The 24,258-nt window shown below is 37.1% G+C and carries 23 protein-coding genes and 3 pseudogenes; 2 read left to right on the top strand and 24 right to left on the bottom strand.

Annotated features, from left to right (window positions below):
• Positions 1 to 14: 14 nt before the first annotated feature.
• The 4 genes and pseudogenes from OCV53_RS04160 to OCV53_RS04145 form a co-directional block, all read right to left on the bottom strand.
• Positions 15 to 2,369, bottom strand: a complete 2,355-nt coding sequence (locus tag OCV53_RS04160; RefSeq protein WP_055196669.1) for a heavy metal translocating P-type ATPase — start codon at positions 2,367 to 2,369, stop codon at positions 15 to 17.
• A gap of 59 nt (positions 2,370 to 2,428) precedes the next feature.
• Entirely contained in the window at positions 2,429 to 2,788 is a 360-nt protein-coding gene (locus OCV53_RS04155; protein WP_015512809.1) for an ArsR/SmtB family transcription factor, read from the bottom strand.
• A gap of 120 nt (positions 2,789 to 2,908) precedes the next feature.
• On the bottom strand, positions 2,909 to 3,358 hold the full coding sequence (locus OCV53_RS04150) for a PBECR4 domain-containing protein (protein ID WP_055196668.1): 450 nt from the start codon (positions 3,356 to 3,358) through the stop codon (positions 2,909 to 2,911).
• A 314-nt stretch (positions 3,359 to 3,672) separates the two neighbouring features.
• Positions 3,673 to 3,966: pseudogene (locus OCV53_RS04145) on the bottom strand (transposase); the annotation flags it as partial.
• A gap of 570 nt (positions 3,967 to 4,536) precedes the next feature.
• Between OCV53_RS04145 and OCV53_RS04140 the strand changes: the two are divergent.
• Together OCV53_RS04140 and OCV53_RS04135 are read left to right on the top strand one after the other, a co-directional pair.
• Positions 4,537 to 5,295, top strand: coding sequence for a hypothetical protein (locus OCV53_RS04140; protein ID WP_055196666.1), 759 nt, complete (start codon positions 4,537 to 4,539; stop codon positions 5,293 to 5,295).
• A 73-nt stretch (positions 5,296 to 5,368) separates the two neighbouring features.
• A complete protein-coding gene (locus OCV53_RS04135; protein WP_081019945.1) occupies positions 5,369 to 5,536 on the top strand; it encodes a helix-turn-helix domain-containing protein in 168 nt (55 codons plus the stop codon).
• A 143-nt stretch (positions 5,537 to 5,679) separates the two neighbouring features.
• Here OCV53_RS04135 and OCV53_RS12585 read toward each other — a convergent pair.
• From OCV53_RS12585 to OCV53_RS04040, 20 genes and pseudogenes are all read right to left on the bottom strand, one after another.
• A pseudogene (locus OCV53_RS12585) lies at positions 5,680 to 5,736 on the bottom strand (DUF6219 family protein); the annotation flags it as partial.
• A gap of 24 nt (positions 5,737 to 5,760) precedes the next feature.
• Positions 5,761 to 6,381, bottom strand: a complete 621-nt coding sequence (locus OCV53_RS04130) for a 5' nucleotidase, NT5C type (protein WP_022374371.1) — start codon at positions 6,379 to 6,381, stop codon at positions 5,761 to 5,763.
• 31 nt (positions 6,382 to 6,412) lie between these two features.
• Positions 6,413 to 6,982, bottom strand: coding sequence for a fibronectin type III domain-containing protein (locus OCV53_RS12520; protein ID WP_022374372.1), 570 nt, complete (start codon positions 6,980 to 6,982; stop codon positions 6,413 to 6,415).
• Positions 6,942 to 8,282, bottom strand: coding sequence for an MATE family efflux transporter (locus OCV53_RS04120; protein ID WP_022374373.1), 1,341 nt, complete (start codon positions 8,280 to 8,282; stop codon positions 6,942 to 6,944). The genes OCV53_RS12520 and OCV53_RS04120 overlap by 41 nt, the downstream gene beginning before the upstream one ends.
• 27 nt (positions 8,283 to 8,309) lie before the next feature.
• Entirely contained in the window at positions 8,310 to 8,579 is a 270-nt protein-coding gene (locus OCV53_RS04115; protein WP_022374374.1) for a hypothetical protein, read from the bottom strand.
• A gap of 29 nt (positions 8,580 to 8,608) precedes the next feature.
• Positions 8,609 to 9,118: a pyruvate kinase alpha/beta domain-containing protein gene (locus tag OCV53_RS04110; RefSeq protein WP_022374375.1), complete on the bottom strand. Its 510-nt coding sequence runs from the start codon at positions 9,116 to 9,118 to the stop codon at positions 8,609 to 8,611.
• Between the two features lie 59 nt (positions 9,119 to 9,177).
• Entirely contained in the window at positions 9,178 to 10,431 is a 1,254-nt protein-coding gene (locus OCV53_RS04105) for an RNA-binding domain-containing protein (protein WP_055196665.1), read from the bottom strand.
• Between the two features lie 124 nt (positions 10,432 to 10,555).
• Positions 10,556 to 11,509, bottom strand: coding sequence for an L-lactate dehydrogenase (locus tag OCV53_RS04100; protein WP_172674544.1), 954 nt, complete (start codon positions 11,507 to 11,509; stop codon positions 10,556 to 10,558).
• A gap of 220 nt (positions 11,510 to 11,729) precedes the next feature.
• A complete protein-coding gene (locus tag OCV53_RS04095) occupies positions 11,730 to 12,497 on the bottom strand; it encodes a carboxymuconolactone decarboxylase family protein (protein WP_055196663.1) in 768 nt (255 codons plus the stop codon).
• Positions 12,498 to 12,511: 14 nt separating this feature from the next.
• Positions 12,512 to 12,982, bottom strand: coding sequence for a flavodoxin (locus OCV53_RS04090; protein ID WP_055196662.1), 471 nt, complete (start codon positions 12,980 to 12,982; stop codon positions 12,512 to 12,514).
• Between the two features lie 130 nt (positions 12,983 to 13,112).
• Positions 13,113 to 13,991 (bottom strand): LysR family transcriptional regulator, encoded by an 879-nt coding sequence (locus OCV53_RS04085; RefSeq protein ID WP_055196661.1) that lies wholly within the window; start codon positions 13,989 to 13,991, stop codon positions 13,113 to 13,115.
• Positions 13,992 to 14,019: 28 nt separating this feature from the next.
• The gene (locus OCV53_RS04080) at positions 14,020 to 14,562 is read right to left on the bottom strand and encodes a glycosyl-4,4'-diaponeurosporenoate acyltransferase CrtO family protein (RefSeq protein WP_242852109.1); all 543 of its coding nucleotides are present in this window, start codon (positions 14,560 to 14,562) and stop codon (positions 14,020 to 14,022) included.
• Between the two features lie 223 nt (positions 14,563 to 14,785).
• Positions 14,786 to 15,193, bottom strand: a complete 408-nt coding sequence (locus OCV53_RS04075; RefSeq protein ID WP_055196660.1) for an ATP-binding cassette domain-containing protein — start codon at positions 15,191 to 15,193, stop codon at positions 14,786 to 14,788.
• A gap of 18 nt (positions 15,194 to 15,211) precedes the next feature.
• Positions 15,212 to 15,914, bottom strand: a pseudogene (locus OCV53_RS04070) (glycine betaine ABC transporter substrate-binding protein); the annotation flags it as partial.
• A 121-nt stretch (positions 15,915 to 16,035) separates the two neighbouring features.
• Positions 16,036 to 16,812 carry a Cof-type HAD-IIB family hydrolase gene (locus OCV53_RS04065; RefSeq protein ID WP_022375500.1) on the bottom strand — a complete coding sequence of 259 codons (777 nt, stop codon included), beginning with the start codon at positions 16,810 to 16,812 and terminating at the stop codon, positions 16,036 to 16,038.
• Between the two features lie 62 nt (positions 16,813 to 16,874).
• Positions 16,875 to 18,272: a phospholipase D-like domain-containing protein gene (locus OCV53_RS04060; RefSeq protein ID WP_055196658.1), complete on the bottom strand. Its 1,398-nt coding sequence runs from the start codon at positions 18,270 to 18,272 to the stop codon at positions 16,875 to 16,877.
• A gap of 12 nt (positions 18,273 to 18,284) precedes the next feature.
• Positions 18,285 to 18,632 (bottom strand): hypothetical protein, encoded by a 348-nt coding sequence (locus OCV53_RS04055; RefSeq protein ID WP_022375502.1) that lies wholly within the window; start codon positions 18,630 to 18,632, stop codon positions 18,285 to 18,287.
• Positions 18,633 to 18,668: 36 nt separating this feature from the next.
• Positions 18,669 to 19,352: a YjjG family noncanonical pyrimidine nucleotidase gene (locus tag OCV53_RS04050; RefSeq protein ID WP_055196657.1), complete on the bottom strand. Its 684-nt coding sequence runs from the start codon at positions 19,350 to 19,352 to the stop codon at positions 18,669 to 18,671.
• A 450-nt stretch (positions 19,353 to 19,802) separates the two neighbouring features.
• On the bottom strand, positions 19,803 to 22,427 hold the full coding sequence (ppdK, locus tag OCV53_RS04045; RefSeq protein ID WP_022375504.1) for a pyruvate, phosphate dikinase: 2,625 nt from the start codon (positions 22,425 to 22,427) through the stop codon (positions 19,803 to 19,805).
• Positions 22,428 to 22,797: 370 nt separating this feature from the next.
• Positions 22,798 to 24,255, bottom strand: a complete 1,458-nt coding sequence (locus OCV53_RS04040) for a glycoside hydrolase family 1 protein (protein ID WP_055196656.1) — start codon at positions 24,253 to 24,255, stop codon at positions 22,798 to 22,800.
• Positions 24,256 to 24,258: the final 3 nt, after the last annotated feature.

Raw genomic sequence — 24,258 nt, 5'->3', positions numbered from 1 at the left:
TTCCACCTCATTTCCTATTTTTTCAAAATTCTCATTGCGTTCAAAACAGCAATTATGGTAACGCCTACATCACCAAATACAGCTTCCCACATTCCCGCAATACCAAGAGCGCCAAGAATCAGGAACACACTCTTAATCCCAAGAGCAATCACTATATTCTGCATGACAATCTGTTTTGTCGCTTTTGCTACTTCAATCGCGTCCACCAGCTTAGACGGTTCATCTGTCATCAGAACTACATCTGCTGCTTCAATGGCCGCATCCGAACCAAGCCCACCCATTGCAATACCAACATCTGCACGGGCAAGGACAGGAGCGTCATTGATACCATCACCAACAAAAGCCAATTTGCTTCCCGGTCTCTTTTTACTATCTAAAAGCTCAACCTTTTCCACTTTTTGGTCAGGAAGCAGCTGTGCATAATATTCATCCAACTGCAATTCTTCTGCAACAGACTTCCCTATTTTTTCATCATCACCGGTAAGCATGACTGTTTTTTCCACGCCGATATGTTTCAGGTCAGAAATTGCTTTTTTACTATCCGGCTTCACTTCATCTGTTATCAAAATACATCCTGCATATTGACCATCTACAGCCAAATAAACTTTTGTACCTGCTTTTTCACAGGTTGTGTACTCTATACATTCTGTATCCATAAGTTTCGTATTGCCAGCAAAAACTTTCTTTTCCCCTGCCATTACACTGATTCCATATCCTGAAATTTCCTTATAATCAGAAATCACTGACTGATCAATTTCTTTTTCATAAGCAGCAAGAATGGATTTTGCAATAGGATGGTTAGAAAAACTCTCTGCCTCTGCCGCATACTCCAGAACCTGTTCTTTTGAAAATCCATTTGCAGGCAAAATATCCGTCACATTGAAAACACCTTTTGTAAGTGTTCCGGTTTTATCGAACACAATAACGCTGACATTATTAAGTGCCTCTAAATAATTGCTTCCTTTTACAAGAACACCTCGTTTAGATGCTGCACCAATGCCGCCGAAGAAAGTCAGCGGGATTGAAATAACCAATGCACATGGACAAGATACCACAAGGAAAACAAATCCTCTGCGAATCCACTCTGTCCAGCCTCCGCCAAGAATGATCGGTGGCAGAATCGCCAGAAAAGCTGCTAAGATTACAACCACAGGTGTATAATAACGTGCAAATGTAGTAATAAAATTTTCTGTTGGTGCTTTTCGGCTTGACGCATTTTCCACAAGATCAATAATCTTTGAAGCCGTAGATTCACCAAATGCTTTTGTTGTCTTAATCATTAAGACACCCGTCTGATTCATACAACCGGAAAGTGCTTCGTCTCCTTTATGAACACTTCTCGGAACTGATTCTCCTGTTAAGGCCCTTGTATCCAGCATAGAATCTCCATCCAATACCACACCGTCTAATGGAATTTTTTCACCAGGCTTTACAATAATAATCTCACCAATGGAGACATTTTCTGGAGATATGGTAATCAATTCCCCATTTCTTCTTACTGTAGCAGAATCTGGACGTATATCCATTAAGTCTGATATAGATTTTCTGGAACGCTTAACAGCCAATGACTGAAAAAATTCACCTACCTGATAGAATAGCATAACAGCAACTGCTTCTGGATATTCACCAATGACAAAAGCCCCAATCGTAGAAACACTCATCAAAAAATGTTCATCAAATACACGCCCCTTTGAAATGTTCCTCACAGCCTGCCATACAACATCTCCACCAAGAATAACATAAGAAACAATGAGAAAAGCTAACTCGATAGGCAGTCGCACTTTCGCAAAAACAGTCAATGCCATACCAATGGCATAGATTGCTGCACCAATCGCTAAACGAACTGTCAACTTCTTATCCTCATTGTTATAGGATTCATTGGCCTCCTGCTTTTTTTCCGGTATATAAGATTCCTGTACATTTTCAGAAACTTCCACATCTGGCTCATGGCTATGAACAATCGTTTCAATCTGACTGGCTATCGTATCTGCGGATGTCTGAGCAACATTGATTGTAAGCGTCTGCTTCATCAAATTTACCACTGAGGATTGCACTCCATCCAACTCTCCGACTTCTTTTTCAATTTTTGCGGAACAATTCGGACAATCCAATCCTTTTAACGAATAACTCTTTGTAACATTCATAACGGTTTCTTCCTGAACTTCCACATCTGGCTCATGACTATGAACAATCGTTTCAATCTGACTGGCTATCGTATCTGCGGCTGTCTGAGTAACATTGATTGTAAGCGTCTGCTTCATCAGATTTACCACTGAGGATTGCACTCCATCCAACTCTCCGACTTCTTTTTCAATTTTTGCGGAACAATTTGGACAGTCCAACCCTTTTAATAGAAATATGCGTTTCATGATAATCTCCTTACAATTTGTTTAGTTGTTCAATTACTCAACTATAATGTTAAAAAATATTATTTCTGCCAAAGATGCTCAAATCCCTTGTCAATAATCTCTTTCACATGATCATCTGCCAGCGAGTAGTAAACTATCTGTGCTTCTTTACGGAATTTTACCAGATTCGCAAGGCGTAATGCCTTTAACTGATGCGAAATTGCAGATTTTGTTACCCCCAGTAGCACTGCAAGATCACATACACACATCTCACTCTGTTCTAGAGCGTGTAAGATTTGTACTCTAGTTCCATCTCCAAATAGCTTAAACAAAGAAGCCAACTGGATATAATCATCTTTTGGCTGCATCTTGGATTTCACATCATTCACAATATCCTCATGAATTACATCGCAATTACAAATATAAGACGTTTTTGACATATATTCACCTCCAAATAACAATAGTTGAACAACTACTCAACTATTATTATACTTATTTTTAAATTTATGTCAATAAGCTGATGTTAGTTCCCCATAAATTTTACAATTAAAACCAGCTCTTTATTCTTTTCTTAATCTTTTTTTCCCAGTATACCGTTTTGGCTTTCTTGTCACACTTCCTGTAAATTCCAAATTTGTAACGCTGAGTTTATATGTATTTGTCATGGTTTCCATATTTTTTAGAACACATACCATTTCATTCGTTAATTCCGGCAAGCGTTTTAAACACGGAAGTTTCCTTTTGGCATTTGCATATACATGTCTTGCGTCAAAATAGAACTGATTATTTGTAAGAATAGATTTTTTTGCATTCTTATAAAAATCCTTGGCCGAAAGTCTTGTCTCCACTCCTGTTAAATGTAGAAAGTGATCTATTGGAAAAGAAACTTCAAAATATTCATCTCCACAAACATACAGAAATGTTTTACCTGCCAAATTTTGGAAATATACGATTTCCGCCTCTGTAATACCTTGTCGTATTGCGTTTTTCTTATCTACCTTTGTTGCCACTTATACCTCACATGCAAAGGAGAGTGTGGCATTAAACCACACTCTTGTGAGAATTACTTTTGTAAAAGAGTTTTCTGCTGGTTGTCAGCCTCGGTACCCAGTTAAGATACCCATAACGACTTGAAAATCATTAAGTCCTCCACGTGGACTACAGCTTTATCCAAGCTGTCAGGCTCGATGCCCAGTTAAGACATCTAATGAGATGGAAGTTTACCCTGCTCCATCTGCAGCCCAACTTTTAACGATGCTCTTACATCGAAAACGTTTCTGTTCTTGTTTCTGCTCTGTTAACTGATCTGGGGAATTAAGGCGCACTAACCCACACTGTTCAGATATCCAAACAGCTTCTTGAAGTTTAGGGCTGCCATTTTCCCAGAGAGTTCTTTTTCCGTATCATGGATCAGGTCAATGCCAGTCTCTGTTTCGTAAGTAAGACACCTTCTGCGGAAACGGCTAAATGTACGGTCACTGACAGGCTGCTCTTTAAAACTGGTAGTATGGAGGGCATACTGGAAACGGATATCAAAAAGAAGGGAATCCATGAATTCCTCATCCATCAGCCCCATAAGCTCTTCAAGCACCATACCGCCAACGATCACATTTACAGGAGTATTGGGGCGGTAAGGTAAAACATACTATCCTCCAAAGTTAACTGCTGACATTCATTTTTTGCAAAAGACATGGAATCACCTCTCAAATAAACTGAGATTATTATACCATCTATAGATGATGATTTGTTGGTTTATATGAAATTTTCAAGGTTCATTGGGCGTACCTTTTGACACTCTAATCATACTATTAATAATCAAAAGAGGCAATAAAAGGGAGAAAGTTGCCGATTAGTTATAGGAAAGCCTTTTTCGAACACGCTCCTTGAGTGGAAGTTTGAATTGCAATTAACACGAAAAGTTATTGTTCACTGTAACATTCCGCGAAGCGTGTTACTGTGAACGGTAACCACGAAAAAGATTTTCGTGAATTATGATCTTGGAAAATATTGACTGCTTATAATAAGATTATTATAATGATGTAAAAATATAACGGCTCAAAGGGAAAGTCTGACAATATAGCTGAAGCAGAACTTTTAGGCACGTTATAATGGGAAAGGAGTGGAAGGAAAAAGAGAAATTAACAGCAGCACAAAATGAAAAAGCAAAATAATTAGGAGGAAAATCAAAGTGAAAAAGACAAGAAACATTTTAGTCAGCTTATTGGCATGCCTTTTCGTAATCCTGGCAGTACCTACAGCAGTAAGCGCAGCAGCAAAGGCACCTCAGTGCCCGAAGAAACAGACTCTGGAGTTTTATCGTGCTTATATTAGTGGAAATGAACTGCCCACAGAAGGAGATGGATACATTTATATAAAGAATTTATCCAGGTCCGCTGTAATCACAAACGTAAAATCATCTAACAAATATTATACCGCATCAAAAGCAGCTGGTCTTAACGCTATTTTTGTAGAAACGGCACCAGGTCCCATACATTGTGTAAAAGATGGCGAAAAAACAAAACTCCGTTTTACAGTAAAACAGAATAGAAAGAGCTATAACCTGTCTTGTGCCGTAACATTCAAAAAGCACTCTCGAGTATTTACAAGTATAAAGATCGGCTCTAAAAATTATGCTGCTCTTGCAAAAGGCCATTGGATGGTAGAGGATAAAGGAACTGCTCCAAAATCAAAAGTAAAGATTACTGTTAAAACTGTCAAGAATTATAAGGTGGACAGTATTGAAATCTGTTATAAAAATAATAAACCCAAAAAGATAAAAAATGGTGGAAAGGTTTCTTTAAAAAATGCCGCAGCAATTTATATAAACTATCATATAACAGCGAAACCCAAATATTATAAAAGGCCAACTGCAGGTTACAGAGGTTTCTTCTTTGGCGGAACTGTTAAGAGTCCATTGTATGAATCTTTTATGCTAGAATATAAATAGTACAAGCCAAAATGAGAAATTCCAAATACACATAGGCATGATACAATAGAGGCATGCTGAAGGAGGATCTCATATGGCAAAGCAACATGACAAACAATTTAAACTTGATGCAGTCCAGTACTATCAAGATCACAAAGATCTCGGAGTACGTGGATGTGCAGAAAATCTTGGCATCGGATACAGCACATTAACAAAATGGCTGAAAGACTTCCGGGAAAATGACGGAAGCCATTTATCTTGAAGTGTCTGAGAATACGGAAGCTGCCCAAAAGGCTGAACGCCGGGTTTCCGTCTCCGGAATGTTGAAATTTTTAGGTGTCTCTCGCTCAGGACATCTTGCATGGCTCCACCACGTACCTTCTGATACAGAAAAACGTCGTAAAGCATAGCCATGATCATGCAGATCAGGGAACCAAATGCAAAATATTTATGTAATTTCATATGATACCTCCTTAGATTTTTTTATTATATAGTTTCTTTGTTTACAATTTTCTCAAATATATCATCAATTTCTTTCCAATTCATGCATCTCACAAATCTTTCATCTGGAAATTTTGCCTTCTGATTCCATGGTCGGTCATAAACAGCTACTCTGCAATTTTTAAAATGCTGGACATGCTCAAATGCAGCTGGTGAGTCTTCAATCGCAAAATCAAAGTGCATCTGATAAAGTTCATCCAATGTCAGATTATAGGTATGATCCTGTTTGAACGTTTCTCGTCCATATTTATCGACAAAATAAATCGGGATTCTGTCTAAATGATGTTCATCCAACCATCTTCTGGATGGTTCATAAGAATCAAATGGTCTTCCTGTGACAACAGAAACCTCATGTCCTTCATCAACCCACTTGTTGATCACTTTGGAAGCTCCTGGTGTCTCTTCATAATCCAGTAAATTTTCCGGAATATGCCCTGCTTTCATCAATTCATCATACTGTTCTTCACTTAAATCAAACGATTTCTGAAGATTAAAAAACTGAACTTCTCGATATGGAACATCAATATCAAATAATTCTTTTGCAATCTTTGTAAAGTATTTTGCTGTTTCGCAGATAACATCATCAAAATCTATATATATTTTCATAAGTAAACCTTCCTTGAACTAATTCGTATGCTTATTTGGTGGTTACCGACTTAACGGATGACCATCCTGAATAATATTTTGTACCACCTACTGTTTTATAAGTACAGATTCTTATATAATACTTTTTCTTTGCTTTCAATTTTTTGATCGACTTGCTGGTTGTTTTATTACTTGTTATCATAACATACTTATTTCCTGTTTTAAATTTGCTGTTCATTGAGTATATCTGACGATAACCTGTTGTTTGTGTATTTTGTTTCTTCCATTTTACAGTAAATGATTTCTTTGCCTTACTTAGTTTACTGATAGATGTACCTTTCGGGTTGATAATAAATTTCTCTGTCAATGTCATTTTCGCGTGATCTATAATCATATCAATACAGCAAAAATGGTTGGCTGTTTCAAGCACATCATCTACATTAAGAACTTCATTTTCTACTCCTATCATATTTGTTTCGAAAATATATCGTGTCTGATCATGTGTCAGACGGCTTCCTTCCATATGATTTGAATTATATGTTAAGTCAATCTGTGTCTTATGGTAAATGCCGCCTGTATATTTATCTGTTTTCTCTTGTAATCCTATAAAATGTACACACAAAAATGATTCCTTTCACAATCGATGTCACAGAAAGTGCCCACCAAATACCATCCAAACCAAGCAATGTCCCACTTAAAACAATTGCCAACGGAATCCTTGCGCCAGTAAATAAAATGCTGATCACACTGCATAAATGCGTTTTTCCTAATCCAGACAACGCACCTACTGTCATCAGTTCCACACTCATAAACGCTTCACTTAATCCAATGATCACCAAATATCCGATCGCAATCATAATTGCCTTTGGTTCATGGAAGAAAATATGTGCAATTGCTTTTGGCTGAAAAACAAACATCATCGTAATAAATATTCCCCAAATTCCAATGCTGCACAATGAAGCTTTATATCCTTTTTTGACACGATCCATCTTTCCAGCTCCATAGTTTTGTCCGATAAATGCATTTAGAGCTGTTCCAAATCCATCGGCTGTATTCCATGAAACAGATTCAATCTGTCCTCCGACTCTCTGGACTGCCACTGCTTCTGCTCCAAATCCTGAAACCATGCGAGTTAATACCATGGATATTCCACAATAAACCATTCCCTGAATCGCTGTTGGAATACCGATCTTGCAGATTCCTTTTAGATATTTGAATGGAATTTTGGCAAATAGATTGATCCCTTTTAATACATTCTCCTTTTTCCTTATCACAACGCCTAGGATTAAAATTGACATAACGATTGCCTGTGCACTCACCGTCGCGATTGCTGCTCCATTTACTCCGAATTTGTTTACTGGTCCTAAGCCTAAGATCAGCAATGGATCTAGGATCATATTTGTTACAAGTCCTATGAAATTCGCCACAAACGGAGTCTTGGAATCTCCTTGTGCTGTGTAGATTCCTGTTAATGTTAGTGTCAAAAATGAAAATACGATCAAACCACAGGCTATTTTTGTGTAAGACAGTGCTGCCTGCAATGCTTCTGGGTCTTGTAGTTGAAAAAATCCTACCAGCGGATGTAAAAACAGTAGCATTACGGTTGCAAATAAAAGTCCCATAAGTGTTGCCAGCTGAACTGCTGCCTGTGCATACTTATGAGCTTTTTCCCTGTCTCCACGTCCAATACATTGCGCTACTTGTACCTGTCCGCCCATTCTTGACATCGCTGCTAAGCCTTGCGAAAGCCACGTAAACATTCCTCCAACTCCGACTCCAGCAACTGCTTTTGATCCAAGAATGCCAATCCATGCCATATCTGTAATATTGTATAATGTTCCTAGAAACGATGATGCCATGATCGGAATTGCTAGTTTCGTTAGTGTTTTTAAAATTGGTCCTTTTGTTAAATTTCCTTCCAATTAATTTTCCTCTTTCATTTTGTTTTTCTAACCTATCACACCCATAAATTCCAACACCATCATCAGATCCGCACCAATCGTAAACAGACAAAACACAACCGCCACAATCGCAAGCACTCTTACTACAATCAAATTCTTTGCAAGCACCGCGCTAAGTATTCCCATGATCACTGCAAATCCTGATACAAATGGATACATAAAAAAGCCGCTGATTGGCAATAAAAATACAATTCCTGCAAACAGCTCTGAAAATATCATGACAATAAATAAAATAAATGCAATCTTCTTTCGATTCATAAATCTACATCCTTTTCCCTGTCTATATCCTATTCTGGCATTTCAATAATCTTATGTACTTTCGTATCCAAAATAGATCTAGTATAAGATGGTGTCAGCAATACCACCGTATCAGCTCCTCTTCCGCTTCCTGCAATCGCTACGATCTTCTCCTGATATGGAATCTTACCTGCATCGAGTGCCATAGTACTTACTTCCACACATACTTTTACACCTTGTGAGAACATACGAAGTGTGTTAGCCACAATTTCTATTGGTCCATATCCTCCAAAATATGTAGAAAAGCATCTTTCTGCACCGCTTAGGGCGTGTCCTGCTGTGACAATGTCCATTCCTGCTTCTTCAAAATGCTTTCTTGTTTCTTCTAGCATCTGATTTCGTCCCTGATCATAAACGTTTGTAACTCCGACGATATGTAAATCTTTTTCATCTTCCAGATATGTAAGGTTACCACCTGTCGTTGTTGCAACTACAATATTTTTGATATTATTTTCTTTTGCATAATCAACTGCTTTTTTGATTGTTTCTTGTGTTGTCATATAAATCTTCCTTTCCTTCTTTAATTTTTATGTTCAAAGAGAATTTATAATCATATCAATTATTTAATCCTGTACTTCGTACCTCTTCCCCTTCCAGCAATAACTACAACGCCTTTTTTCCTCATCTCTTTTAATAACTGCGTTGTCTTTGATTTTCCAAAAGGTACATATGGTGCAATCTCACTGATTGATTTTAACATCGTTTTACTTAGTACTTTATATATCCTTCTCTCGTCTTCTGTGAGATTCGCATTTTTTTCAAATATTGGTAAAATTATCTTAATTGTATTCTCTGTTACATCAAAATCTGGTTTTTGTAATCCTTCTTCATAAAGTTGCTTAATTCTTTTAATCCCTGTTCCAAATATCTCTACAAACCCTAATCTGTAAAATACATTTGCAAGATTTCTATTTCTTAATACCGAAATTTTACCATCCAAATATTCATCTTCCGTAATTCCAGCTGGCAGACCTCCTGGAGATACTATTTCTATCTTATCATCGAACATCAAAACCCTAATCTGTGATTCTACATCCCAGACTCTGTGAATCAATGCATTAGCAATTGCTTCTCTGAATGCTGCTTCTGGTACCTTTTCTACTTTCTTCCTATCAGCACTTTCGATTACTTCATATTGATAATAATCTCTAAATATATCAATTGACTTATCATACACTTCCAATATAGATATATTGTCAAATGTTGCTCTCTTTTTGATAATGCTGATATTTTCACCAAACTTTACAATGTCAATTCCAGGAAAGTCATTTTGATCTGCCAGAATGCCTGCTGCATTATTATATCCATTCTGATCATTATATAAATTCAATATTTTTAATGTATCTTTATTAAACAATTCAATTTGAACACTTTCTTTTAATTTATGTTGCAAGACATCGAATGATAAATTCTGTTTCTTACATGGCAATTCTTCAAATCTAATATTTTTTCCATCTAAAACAAGTCGTGAAAACTCCAGTGTATCTACCTCTATCGTTGCTGAATCATTTCGTTTATAGGCTTTTGATTTATATAAATAAGGCTTTTGTTCCCCTGGTCTTACTGTAAGTTTTATCGTCTGATCATTATTTTGTAATTCAAGGATATAATTAGGCTGTGGTGAAATATTATCATTAATTTTATTTTCAATATCTAAACAAGCTTGTACTGGATCTGGTATTCCTTTCACATTTCCATCGTCATCAATTCCAAAAAGAATACTGCCACCATCATAATTAGAAAAAGCACTGACTGTTTTTAAAAATGTATTGGTAATGGATTCTTTAAACTCTAATGTCCTTGTTTCACGCATATCAGCTGTTTCCTTTCATTTTTATTGCTTATATTATATACAAATATACGCAGAAAATCAATCGTAAATTTTTACGATTGATTTTCTGATTGTTTTTACCTATATTTTAATTTTTCGTTTTACATTATATATCCAGATCTGCTAATACTTTTTTCAAAGCCCCTGCTGATTTCTTCAATGCTTCCTGTTCTTTTTCATTCAGCTTGATTTTTACTTGCTTCTCAATTCCATCTTTGCCTACGATTGCTGGCATACTTAATGTAACGCCTTCAATTCCGTATGTATCATGCTGGATAGAAGATACTGGTAATACAGATTTCTCATCACGAATGATGGCTTCGCAGATTCTTCTTACCGCCATCGCAACTCCATAATAGGTTGCTTTTTTCTTTTCAATGATCTTATATGCACTGTTTTTCACTCCCTGTGCGATCTCTTCCATATGTTCGTCATGTTTTGTGTATCCTCGCATCTCACAAAATTCCGAAATTGGAACTCCCGATACATTGGCACTTGACCATGCTACGATTTCTGAATCTCCGTGTTCTCCGATGATCCATGCATGTACAGATCTTGCATCCACCTGTAAATGTTCTCCGAGCAGATATTTTAATCTGGCTGAATCTAAAGTTGTACCTGAACCAAAGACTCTGTTTTCTGGAAATCCTGATAATTTGACTGCTACCTGTGTCAGAATATCGACTGGGTTCGCTACGATCAAAAGAATTCCTTTACAGTTCCTCTTTGCAATCTCTGGGATAATGGATTTAAAGATTGCCACATTTTTCTTTACAAGATCAAGTCTTGTCTCTCCTGGTTTCTGTCCCGCACCTGCTGTTACAACGATGATCGCTGCATCAACGATATCATCATAATCTCCTGCTGCGATCTTCATCGGCCTTGCGAATGGAAGACCATGGGAAATATCTAAAGCCTCTCCTTCTGCACGATTCTTATCCGCATCGATCAGCACCATTTCTGTAAATAATCCGCTTTCCATTAATGCAAATGCAGAAGATGAACCTACAAATCCTGTTCCGATCACTGCTACTTTTCTGCTATTTATTCCTTTACTCATAATTTTGTCCTCCTTTTGCATTGCTTCTTTTGTTTGCATTTATGATTCTATCAAAATCTTTTCCTGTTTTATGTTGTTATGACAACATTTTTACATTTTATTTTCAATAATAATTCCTATTATCATATTTCCATATTAACTTAAAACGCACAAAAAATCAACCGCAAATATTTACGATTGATTTTTTTGTGTGTATTTATATTTTGCCAGAAATCATTTCTTATTTTAATTTTCCATATTCTTCATCAGATACCGCTTCGCACCATTCATTCGATGCTTCTTCTCCTGGTACTTCCACTGCTAAATGTGAGAACCATGAATCTTTGGCTGCTCCATGCCAATGTTTTACTTCTGGTGGGATGTTGATGCAGTCACCTGGTTTCATCTCGATGGCTTCTTTTCCTTCTTCCTGATAGTATCCACGTCCCGCAACACAAATGATGATCTGTCCACCACCATTTTTTGCATGATGGATATGCCAGTTATTTCTGCATGATGGCTCGAATGTTACGTTGAATATTCCAACCTGTTCTGTAGAAACCGGTGCTAAATAACTGTTTCCTACAAAATACTGCGCAAATCCGTCATTTGGTTCTCCGATCGGGAATACCATGGATTTGGCATGTGCTCTCATTGCTTCATCTTCATATGGAAGATCTCCTTCATTGACTTCCCATACTTCTTTTGCAAGATTAAAGACTGCCCATGCTTTTGGCCATCCTGCATAAAATCCTACGTGAGTGATGATCGCTACAATCTCTTTTTGTGTAACTCCATGGTCTTTTGCATTTTGAAGATGGAATTTTAAAGAAGAATCTGTGATCCCCTGTGACATTAATGCTACTACTGTAATGATACTTCTTGTTTTTACATCGATATCTTCATTGTTCCAGTTTTCTCCAAATAATACATCATCATTAAAATATGCAAACTGTGGAGCAAATTCTCCAAGTACATTTCTTCCTGCTGTCTGTACGATCTTTGCCATTTTTCATTCTCCTCCTATAATGTCTCTACAAATTTTTCAATGGTTTGTTTGTCTGCTCTGTTTAGAAGTTTTCCTTCTACAATATCTGCACCCGGTACAGATGGCTGTAACTCACTGACTGTATTTCCAAATCCACTTCCTCCGGATGTTGCAAATAAAACGATCTTCTTTCCGTTAAAGTCATAGCTTTCTAGAAATGTATTGATGATCGTTGGTGCTACATACCACCAGATTGGAAATCCTAAAATGATCTCATCATAAGCTTCTACGTTTGCATCTTTATCTGCGATGGCTGGACGAATTGTCTTATCACTCATTTCTACACTGCTTCGTGATTTTTTATCCATCCAGTTTAAATCTGCGGTTGTATATGGAATTTCAGGTTTGATCTCGTAGATGTCAGCTCCTGCTGCCTCTGCGATCTTATTGGCTACTTTCTCTGTGACTTTGCTTGCACTAAAATATGCGACTAATTTCTTACTCAAAAGTATCAACTCCTTCTTTGAATTTTGTTTGCTCTATACAAAAAATGTGTAAGATATGTTTTTGATATCTTACACATTGATTATAAGCTTTTCTTCTTAATTATGTCTAATACTCATATTGTATCTTTTATTATGCCTTAAAGGCATTTATCTCTTCAATGAATTTATGAACAGCATAAGAATGAGGAATGTTCCTTCTCCATGCGATCACAGTGTTTGCCGTGATCTCTGGATATAGTCTTTTCTGGATCAGGAGATCTTCTCTCCAGTACTGAATCGCAGCTTCAATTGATACTGGATATCCAAGGCCATTTAATGCCATGATCCCTGCATTTGTGCTAAAATTGCTTGTAAATACGATCTTTATCTTGTTAAAATCTGCTCCTAACCAGTTCGCGAGCTCACTTTGTACTCCTAATCGTTCTGGAACGATCAATGGCAGTTTCAAAAGATCATCTTTTGTAATATATTCTTTTTTCGCAAGCGGATCATCTGGTTTCATACTGATAACCCAGTGGTCACTTTCTCTGATCCTGATATAATCAAGGTCCTCTGTGCTGACAGGTTCCATAAAAGCTCCAATATCGACAAGTCCTTTATTCATCATTTCCTGCACAACATCTGCAGTTGCCGTGTGGAGTGCGATCTGGATTCTTGGATATTTTTCCTGAAATATCTTGCAGATCTTTGCGATATGATCGACTGCGTTGAATTCACCACAACCGATCGTAATCGTACCTTCGATCACCTCTTCATTTCCTTTAAATTCCTCGATGATCTTATTTTCAAGGTCGATGATCTCCAGAGCACGACGTTTTAGCAATAATCCTTCTTCGGTCAATGTGATCTTGTGCCCTCCACGATCTAATAATTTCGCTCCTAATTCTTCTTCTAGTGCTGCTAATTGTCTGGAAAGTGTTGGCTGTGTGATATGTAATTGTTTGGAAGCTTTGGTAAAGCTTTGTTCTCTCGCTACGGTTAAAAAATAATGTAGTACTCTTAAATCCATTGCTGTTTATCCTTTGATACTGTCCTTTTTATCTTATCAATCTTTGAATCCTGTCCCTGTTATATCTCTGCATCATCACAAAGATCAGATCAAATCCAGCAGAAATAACGGATGTGATCACAAATACCCCAAATGCTCCAAACCATTTTGAGGCAATGATCGGCAGAAAGCTAAATCCTATGATCAACTCATGCCCGACTTCTGACTGACACATTGTCTGGGCAATCTCATGCCAGCTATGTTCTTTAGGTGAGAAATCTTGTGGACGATACGTTGGCATTTTATTTTTCCATCTTTTTATTTTAATCTTTTTATAGAATGCCTTTTCCCATGAATGCAATTGATACCATTGCTTGGTGTAATCGGCTTTATTTTTCATAAGGATCATAACAAGCCATCCGATCAGCAGACGCATCCCAAAATGATATGTGATCGTTCCAAATGTGATCGCCAGCGTAAGGGAAATGCTACTGTTGTTATTTTGATAAATGATCATTGTAACTAATGTAACTAAAATACCTATAGCTGTTATCATTTTCATTACTTTTGGCATCGTTATCTGTTTATCCAATTTCATATCCTTTACACACACTGAAATCTTCTTTGATTCGTTTGATTTTCATTTGCTTTCTCCATTTTTATTCAAATTTTTCTTATTTTTAGTGTATGACAGGAAAGAAAACAAGTCAAGGAAAAGGATCATATCTCACATAGCGCTGCTTCACTATACTCACAATCCTTTAATTTTTCTTCTGGAAGATGACAGATCCTTCGTTCTTTATCTACCAGTCGTTTCACGAAATCTGTTGCTGCCTTGTGATCTCATCGACAGCTCCAAATGGTTCATCCATTAAAAGAATGTCTGGAGAGGCGGCTAAAGCTCTTGCTATTCCGACTCTTTGCTGCTGTCCTCCGGATAGTTCAGATGGATAACGTTCTTTCATATCTTCATCTAATCCCACGATATCCATCCATTTTGATACGGCTTCTTTTGTCTTGATATTCTCTCCATGGACCAGAATATCTCCCTGATCTGGCGTGATCAATCCATTGACCATTTTCAATGTTGTTGTCTTTCCGCATCCGGAAGATCCGATCATTGTAACAAACTCGCCTTCTTGTATAGAAAGATTTAAATGATCTACGATTGTTTTATTTTCATATGTTTTTGTAATATTTTGAAATTCGATTGCTGTACTCATCATTTCCCTTTTATTTTAAAAGACCCTTCTCGCTCCAAACGTCAACTGATCCGCAATATTTTTTAGATCAGAATATGTTTTTAGGTGATATTTATCTGTAATCTCTTTTCGCACAACCAGACCATATGTATTGTTAAATCCATACATACCGATCCGTTGCAATTTTTAACACCATATTCCATCCGGTTCCTGTGTATTCTGGGTAAATATCAAACTTTCCGCTTTCCATCGCTGACTCGATATTAGATGTTCCACCGCCAACCCCTTGTGTCAGTTCTACATTCAGATCTGTATCTTGTTTGACCAATATATTTAACATCTCACCTAAAATATATTGTTCTGTCATTGGCTTTGTTGCAATATGAATCGTATCTTGTTTTTTTGCAGTTTTCCCTCTTTTTTCCATACGCTTTTCAACAAATCCCAGGATCAGATCCATCACAAGTGCTAACAACGCAATCACTGCTGTTGCATTTCCAACTCCTGAAAATGGAATCAAAAAACCAAGCATGGAAATGGATGGAATCGTATAAAGAAATTTGATCACTCCTAAAGTTAATTTCGCAGATCTCTCAAATTCACTGATCAAGATTCCAACGACTCCTCCAAGGACGATCGCGATCAAGATCGCAATCAGTGAAATCTCAATATGTTCTACAAATAACTTGATAAACAAAGATTTTTCTGTGCATTCATAGTTATCTCCTTTTGTTGTAATCATTATCATTACATTTAAGGATATAGTAACATTTTAGTGTAATGTCAATAGTTACATCAAAATTTCCTATGAAATAAAAAACAGCAGATTCAAACTTCGATCAGTTTTAAATCTGCTGTTTTTTTTAGATCAATTCATTTTCCAAACAATACTGGTAAATCCCATCCTCTGAAACATCTCCACAAATTTCATCTGCTACTGCTTTCAGATCATCAGATGCATTTCCCATCGCAATTCCATTGCCAACGGCTTTTAACATTTCAATATCGTTATTTCCATCTCCGAACGCCATAGACTGGGACTTTTCTATGCCATAATATTTTAATACCTTCTCAATCCCAATCCCTTTTCCTGCATTGATCGGTATAATATCAACGGCTCGATTCCACCATGCTGTGATCTCTGCTGCTTGGACACCTTTTAGAATATCTTGATATTCTTCTTTCCTTGCACCCATTAGTACTTGATAGACTGTTTCTTTTTTTACTTCTTCAAAATCTTTAGCTACCTCAACTTCTGCATTCCCAAATGCATAATAATCGATCAGATCCTGATCTTTTCCATTGGCGGCCATACGGTCTTTCGTTGCCAGTGCAACTGGTCTTCCTATTTTGACTGCATTATTTACGATCGTTTCAATATCTTTTGATGGAATGCAATTGCGATAGAGAGTTCCTTCATGATCATAGCAATACGAACCATTGTATGTAAGAAATGCATCAAATTCAACTCCATCAAAATGTGGAACAAGCATTGGTCCCCTTCCAGTTGCCAGACAAAGTTTGATTCCATTTGCCTGTAGTCGTTTTAATGCCTCTAATGTTTTGTCTGAAATCGTATCTTTATCCATAGCGATCAATGTGCCATCAATGTCAAAAAATATGATTTTAATATCTTTCATGTCTTTCTTTTTCCTTTTATGTTTTCTTATGATACAGCTAAATTGTTCTATTTCTGCACAATTTAAGCTAAATATCGAAATGCCTGTATGATATAAGATAAAATTCTGATCATACACTGCTTTTTGCCATCCATTGTACTTTCTGTTACATTTTTACCACTTTGATAACTTCCATCTTTGTTTACTTTCAAAGATTCATTCTTTAATCCATCAAAATCCTCTTCCAGTTGTTTTGTGATTTCTTTTCCTTGTACAACTAACATGGTTTCTGTGTCAACATAAGTACTTCTGCAGTCAAAATTATAAGATCCTACCACCGCAATATCATCATCGATCACCAGTGATTTCCCATGAGTAGAATGTTTGCCCATATATTCATATAATGAAATTCCTGTGTCTAAGATCTTTGAACGATTCTTCCGATAATCTGCAGATGCACAGATATTGTCTCCAGATGCGATTGAATTTAAGATCATAGTCGTATCTGGCACCTGCTGTTTTACCTGCGTGATTCCTTCGTACATTTCTTTGGAAAATACAGCATACGGCGTGTGAATGATAACTTGATTCTTTGCCTGTAACATCAACTGCTTCAGCGTTTCAAATACCACTGGCTCTTTTCCATAGATCGTTGTCGGATTGGTCACGAGTGTCGTCTTCTTTGTTGGAACTGTGATCTTTTGGTAATCATACTCTGGAATCTTTACTTTCTCTGCATGTGATAAGAGTCGTTTGACTGCCTTCTCTTTTTTATTCTTTGAACATGTGTTAAATTTTGTTTTACAGACTTCTAAATTCCAGACTTTTTGAAAATATCTTCTAATCTGTCCAACCGCCCCCTGGTCTTTTGATCCTTGATTTACGATCAAAATTTCTCGGTCCACACCCTTGCTTTTACCTTTGTGTGTTCCAAGAAAATAATCAAACATATTTCTGCCGCCCATCAATAAATATTTGTGATCTGCCACAATATATTTATCATGCAGGCATCCATTGATCGTCCATGGTTTTAAAAGATTTGGTGTGTTGTAAAAGCGGATTTCTACATTCGGCTCGCTGCCAACTGCTGCAAAAATATCCTTTCCAGACATATGAATCGTTCCATAAAGTCCATCAACCAGAATCTTTACTTTAACACCTCGCCTGGAAGCTTTGAGTAATTCTGAAAAGATATCGTCACTGCTGTTTCCTTCTCGAATATCAAAGGTTGATAAAATAATCTCTTTCTTTGCTTTTCGTATCATATCAAGACGCAAATCCAGTGCTTCCTGATTATCACTTACGATCTTTGCTCGGTCTGATCCGTTCTTATCTGCTCTTGAATAAAATGATTCGGTGTGAATCTTGGATTTGTTAGTTTGGCTTACCGATTTCATATGTACAAATGGCACAAGCATTCCAATGATCACATACAAAATAAACAAAATCAGAACAATTCCTGCAATTTTCAATTTCTTCATTGCTATAAAATCCTATTTTAGCTTGGATAAGATCACTTCACATGCAGTGCATGCAGGACAATCACAATATTTTCCTCCAGCTGCTTTGACTTCTTTTGCATGTGCTTCTACTTCTTTTGCTTTCTCTGCTCCGAATACAGCTGCTCCCGCTTCAGATCCTGCAAATCCGATCAATCCGTCGATTGGCATGATATCTTCTTCTAACTCTGCGATATATTTCTTTGTCTCTGCTTCTTCGTTATCTGTCCCAACAGCATCAAGCCATGCGTTAGCTGCATCTTTTGCTTCCTGGCTGCAAGATGGTGCTGCAATTAATTTCTTTGTTTCTTCAATAACTTCATTTAATATCTGTTTTTCCATTTTACATAACTCCTTTTTTGTTGTATTTCTGTATTTTTATTCTAACATATCCAGTAAAGATTTTAAACTTTGGATTTCATAGTCTGGTCTTGGTTTAGGATCATCTGTCTGATCCTGTGGTCTATGAAACCAGATTGTCTTGATTCCTGCATTTTTACCGCCTTGAATATCAGAACTTAAGCTGTCTCCAATGATCACTGTATTTTCTTTTTTTAAATGTGGAATCTGTGCAAAACATTTTTCAAAATATTCAACACTTGGTTTATTATAGCCAATTTCTTCTGAAATAAAAATACCTTGCAGATATTTTTTGATTCCTGAACTTTTTAATCTTCCGATCTGTACAGATAACGTTCCATTTGTTACCACATATATTCTGTATTTCTTTGATAATTGTTCTAAGACCTCTTGGGCTCCTTCGATAAAGTAATGCCCTTGTCCTAGATATATCTGATAGTTACTTGCAACTTTTTCTGGTGATACTTTGATATGAAATTCTTGAAATAAGAGCTTAAATCTGCGAATTTTTACTTCGTCCCTCGTCATTTTCCCTTGTTCTAACAATTTCCATTGAGTAAGATTGATCTTATTATAACGTCCAAGCATCTCATCTGTCACTGAAATTCTTGCATCATCTAATGCTTTCGTAAGTGCATGGGCTTCTGCTTTGTCAAAGTCCAGTAATGTGTTATCTAAATCAAATAGTAATGTATCGATCATAACGTTATCTCCTGTTTTTCGTTTATACTGAGATTATATCATTTTTTGACCAATTCTCCTATAAATGATCACTCGGCAGATATAAAAAAAGATCCCCCATAATGATGAATCTCTTTCATTCTGTTTCGGGGCAAAGTTTTTATCCTGTATAAATTCCTTGTCCTTCAGAGATTTCCCTGTTCAACACCTATATCCACCACAAAAAAGACTCCTGAAACTTTAGAGGTATTCCCTAAAGAGACTTTTACATCTCTTATGGTCGTTTCTCCAAAGTTCCAAGAGTCTTAATTTATGCTTGGACAGTTCACGTAAAATTTATGATATTTTTACGTGAGTTTGATATTACTTACTGGCTGAAAACTTTCTATTCTGTTGAGCATCAACTGGATAGTTTTTTTGCCCTAAAAGTGGATAGAAGTGTTCGCCCTGTAATATGAATTACAATGGATTTTATTTATCTTTTAAAACTGCCTGAGCTGCTGCTAAACGTGCAATTGGTACACGGAATGGTGAGCAAGATACATAGTCTAGTCCAGCTCTGTAGCAGAATTCTACAGATGATGGATCTCCACCATGTTCTCCACAGATTCCTAAGTGGATATCTGGACGAGTTGCTTTACCTTTCTTCGCTGCCATCTCGATCAGCTGTCCAACACCTTTCTGGTCTAATTTAGCGAATGGGTCAGATTCGTAAATCTTATTATCATAGTAAGAATCTAAGAACTTACCTGCATCATCACGAGAGAATCCAAATGTCATCTGAGTTAAATCATTTGTTCCGAAGGAGAAGAATTCTGCTTCTTCTGCAATCTCATCTGCTAATAATGCTGCACGAGGAATCTCGATCATAGTACCTACTTTGTACTGAATATCAGATTCATAGTAAGCTTTTACTTTCTCAGCTGTCTGTACAACAACCTGTTTTACAAATGCTAACTCTTTCTTCTCTCCTACTAATGGAATCATGATCTCAGGAACGATGTCATATCCCTTTTCCTGTTTTACTTCGATCGCTGCTTCCATTACAGCTCTTGTCTGCATCTTGGCAATCTCTGGATAAGTAACTGCCAGACGGCATCCACGATGTCCCATCATAGGGTTGAATTCATGAAGAGCAGCACGTCTCATATTGATCTCTTCTACTGTAACTCCCATATCTTTGGCAAGAGCTGTAATCTCTTCCATTGTGTTTGGAAGGAACTCATGAAGAGGTGGATCTAAGAAACGGATTGTGACCGGTCTTCCTTCCATAACCTCGTATAAGTCTTTAAAGTCTTTCTTCTGATAAGGAATTAACTGATTTAATGCGATTTCTCTTGCTTCTTTTGTTGTAGAGAGGATCATACGACGAATCTTTGGAATTCTCTCTGCATCAAAGAACATATGCTCTGTACGGCAAAGTCCAATACCCTGTGCTCCGAATTTGACTGCATTCAATGCATCGGCAGGTGTATCTGCATTTGTTCTTACCTGTAATGTACGGATCTCATCGGCCCATGTCATGATACGATCGAAGTTACCACTGATACTTGCAGGTACTGTACGGATCTCTCCAAGATAAATCTTACCTGTAGATCCGTCTAAGGAAATGTAATCTCCTTCTTTAACTGTCTTTCCACCTAATGTGAAAGATTTACCATCTTCAGCAAATTTGATATCTCCACATCCTGCAACACACGCTGTTCCCATACCACGTGCTACAACGGCTGCATGAGATGTCATACCACCACGAGCTGTTAAGATACCTTCTGCTGCATGCATTCCTTCGATATCTTCTGGTGATGTCTCTAAACGAACTAAGATAACCTTTAATCCTGCTTCATGATGCAGTTTTGCCATCTCAGCATCAAAATATACTTTACCAGCTGCTGCTCCAGGAGATGCTGGAAGTGCTTCTCCGATTGGAAGAGCTGCCTTCAGTGCTGCTTCATCAAAGTTTGGATGCAATAACTGATCTAATGCTTTCGCATCGATTCTTGAAACTGCTTCTTCTTTTGTGATCTTTCCTTCATCTACTAATTCGCAGGCGATACGAAGTGCGGCTGGTGCTGTTCTCTTACCATTTCTTGTCTGTAAGAAGTACAGTTTTCCTTCCTGGATCGTAAATTCCATATCCTGCATATCACGATAATGTTCTTCCAATGTATGAGCAATGCTCATAAACTGTTCATAGCATTCTGGTAAGTCTTCTGCCAGTTTTGTGATTGGCTGTGGTGTACGAACACCAGCTACTACGTCTTCACCCTGTGCATTGATCAGGTATTCACCATAGATCTGTTTCTCACCTGTAGATGGGTTTCTTGTAAATGCTACACCTGTTCCTGATGTATCTCCCATATTACCGAATACCATTGTCTGAACGTTAACGGCTGTTCCCCAGTCTCCTGGAATGTCGTTCATTCGGCGATAGTAAATGGCACGTGGGTTGTCCCAAGAGCGGAATACCGCTTTGATCGCTTCAAATAACTGGTCTTTTGGATCCTGAGGGAATTCTTCATTCAGTGCTTTACGATAGATACCTTTGTATCTCTTGATCACTTCCTTCAGATCATCAGCATCTAAGTCTGTATCAAACTTCACACCTTTTTCTGCTTTGATGTCATCTAAGACATCTTCGAATTTTGCTTTATCCACTTCTTTTACAACGTCTGAGAACATCTGGATAAAACGACGATAAGAATCATATGCAAAACGAGGATTTCCTGTCTTCTTGGCAAATCCTTCGACAGCTTCATCATTCAGTCCTAAGTTAAGAATTGTATCCATCATACCCGGCATGGATACTCTTGCTCCGGATCTTACTGATACTAATAGAGGATCTTCAAGGTCTCCGAACTTCTTTCCCTGAATCTCTTCTAAGTCTTTCATTGCTTCGATCACCTGTGATGCTACTTCATCACTGATCTTTCCACCGCAGTCATAATAGTTTGTGCACGCTTCTGTTGTAACTGTGAATCCCTGAGGAATTGGTAAATTAAGTCCTGTCATCTCTGCTAAGTTTGCACCTTTTCCTCCAAGAAGGTTACGCATTTCGGCATTTCCTTCACTAAATTTGTAGACCCATTTTGTTGCCATGTCAATACCTCCTAAAATTAATTATGTCACATTCATATGTCATTGAACTTATTGTACCACAAATTTCAGATTTTGCAAAACTTTTTTGTGTATTTTACATAATTTTTTTCATTTTTCTCGTTTTTTCATTATAAAAACTGCACATTTACATGATTTTCGATACAATTTGCACTGTTATTTTTGTTTTATTTTAACGATTTTTGTGTTTTATTTTTTGTATACAATATATAAAAAATCCCAGAGTCTTTTCACTGAAAAGATCCTAGGATTTCATTTTTATATCAAAGTTATTCAGTTTTTTAAGAATGTTTTCTTTTTATAGTCTGGTTTTTGCTGCTTCTTTTTTTCTTTATCCAAAATTTCTAATTATTTATTCTTTAAACAGATTCTCTCCATCCTGTTTGATCACATCTTGATACCAATAAAAACTATCTTTCTTATATCGATCTAATGTAGCGCCCTCTTCTTCTTCGCGATCTACATACACAAATCCATATCGTTTTTGATATCCATTCAGCCAGCTTAACAAATCCGTAAAAGACCATGTACAATATGCAAGCACTTCACAGCCTTCCTCGATGGCTTTTCCTAATTCTTTTAAATGTTCTCTTAGATAATCAATTCGATATTCATCATGAATCTTATGATCTTCCGTCTTCTTATCAAATGCTCCAAGTCCATTTTCCGAAATGATGATTGGCAGATCATAACGACTTGTGATCTCACGACAACAATAGCGAAGCCCAACTGGATCAATACTCCAATCCCAGTCTGTTGTCATCAAATATGGAGTTCCTGGATTTTTATAAATTCCAGGAACTCCAAGTACCTGCGCAGAACCTTTCACTCCTGTTGTATTCATTGTACCATATGATGTTACTCCATCCATCGGATTATACTCGCATACACAACTTTGATAATAATTAACTCCCATAAAATCAATCTCTGCCGCTGCTGCCTTTAAAATTTTCTGATCGTCTTTTGTGACAACTGGTGCAAATCCTTTTTTTCTTAAATAATTCATGGCTGCTTTGGGATATCTTCCATATGCATAAACATCCATCCACCAGAAATTCTTCAGTTCATCATAATCATGTTTTGACATAACATTTTCAGGTTTACAATCAAGTGCATAAGATGGTGTATAAGCAAAGCTTGCACCAATCTTTCCTGTTCCGCCCATCTCGCGATATGCCAAAACAGCCTTTGCATGTGCCATAAAGACGTGATGGTTCACTTGATAAAATGTTTTCTGATCGTCAAACTTTCCTGGAGGATGCTGTGCTGTCAGCCATCCAAGTGATGTAAAAATATTTTGTTCATTAAATGTAATCCAGTATTTTACCTTACTTCCATATGCCTTAAATAAAGTCTTAGCATAATTTACATAATCCTCAATGATCTCCTCAGATTCCCATCCTCCATAGAGATCCACTAATGCCTGAGGAAGATCCCAATGGTAGATTGTCACCATTGGTTCAATCCCATATTTTAAACATTCATCAATAATATTTTCATAAAACTCAATTCCTTTGGGATTGACCTCTCCTCTTCCTTCCGGATAGATTCTTGCCCATGAAACAGAAAAACGATAAGTTTTTAATCCCATTTCCGCCATCAACGCGATATCTTCTTTGTAGCGATGATAATGGTCAACTGCAACATCTCCAGTTGTCGCTTTATATGTTTTTCCTGGAATCCTTACAAATTGATCCCAGTTTGTGATCCCTTTTCCATCTTCTCTCCAGCCGCCTTCAATCTGATAGGCAGCTGAAGCACTTCCCCACAAAAATCCTTCTGGAAATTTTGTAACTTTCATTTCTTCCATAAA

Origin of the sequence: Anaerostipes amylophilus, assembly GCF_025567365.1 — a bacterium.
In the GTDB taxonomy this organism is placed as follows: domain Bacteria; phylum Bacillota; class Clostridia; order Lachnospirales; family Lachnospiraceae; genus Anaerostipes; species Anaerostipes amylophilus.
The sequence above is the reverse complement of the archived record's forward strand: the minus strand, read 5'-3'. Positions and strand labels throughout refer to the sequence as shown.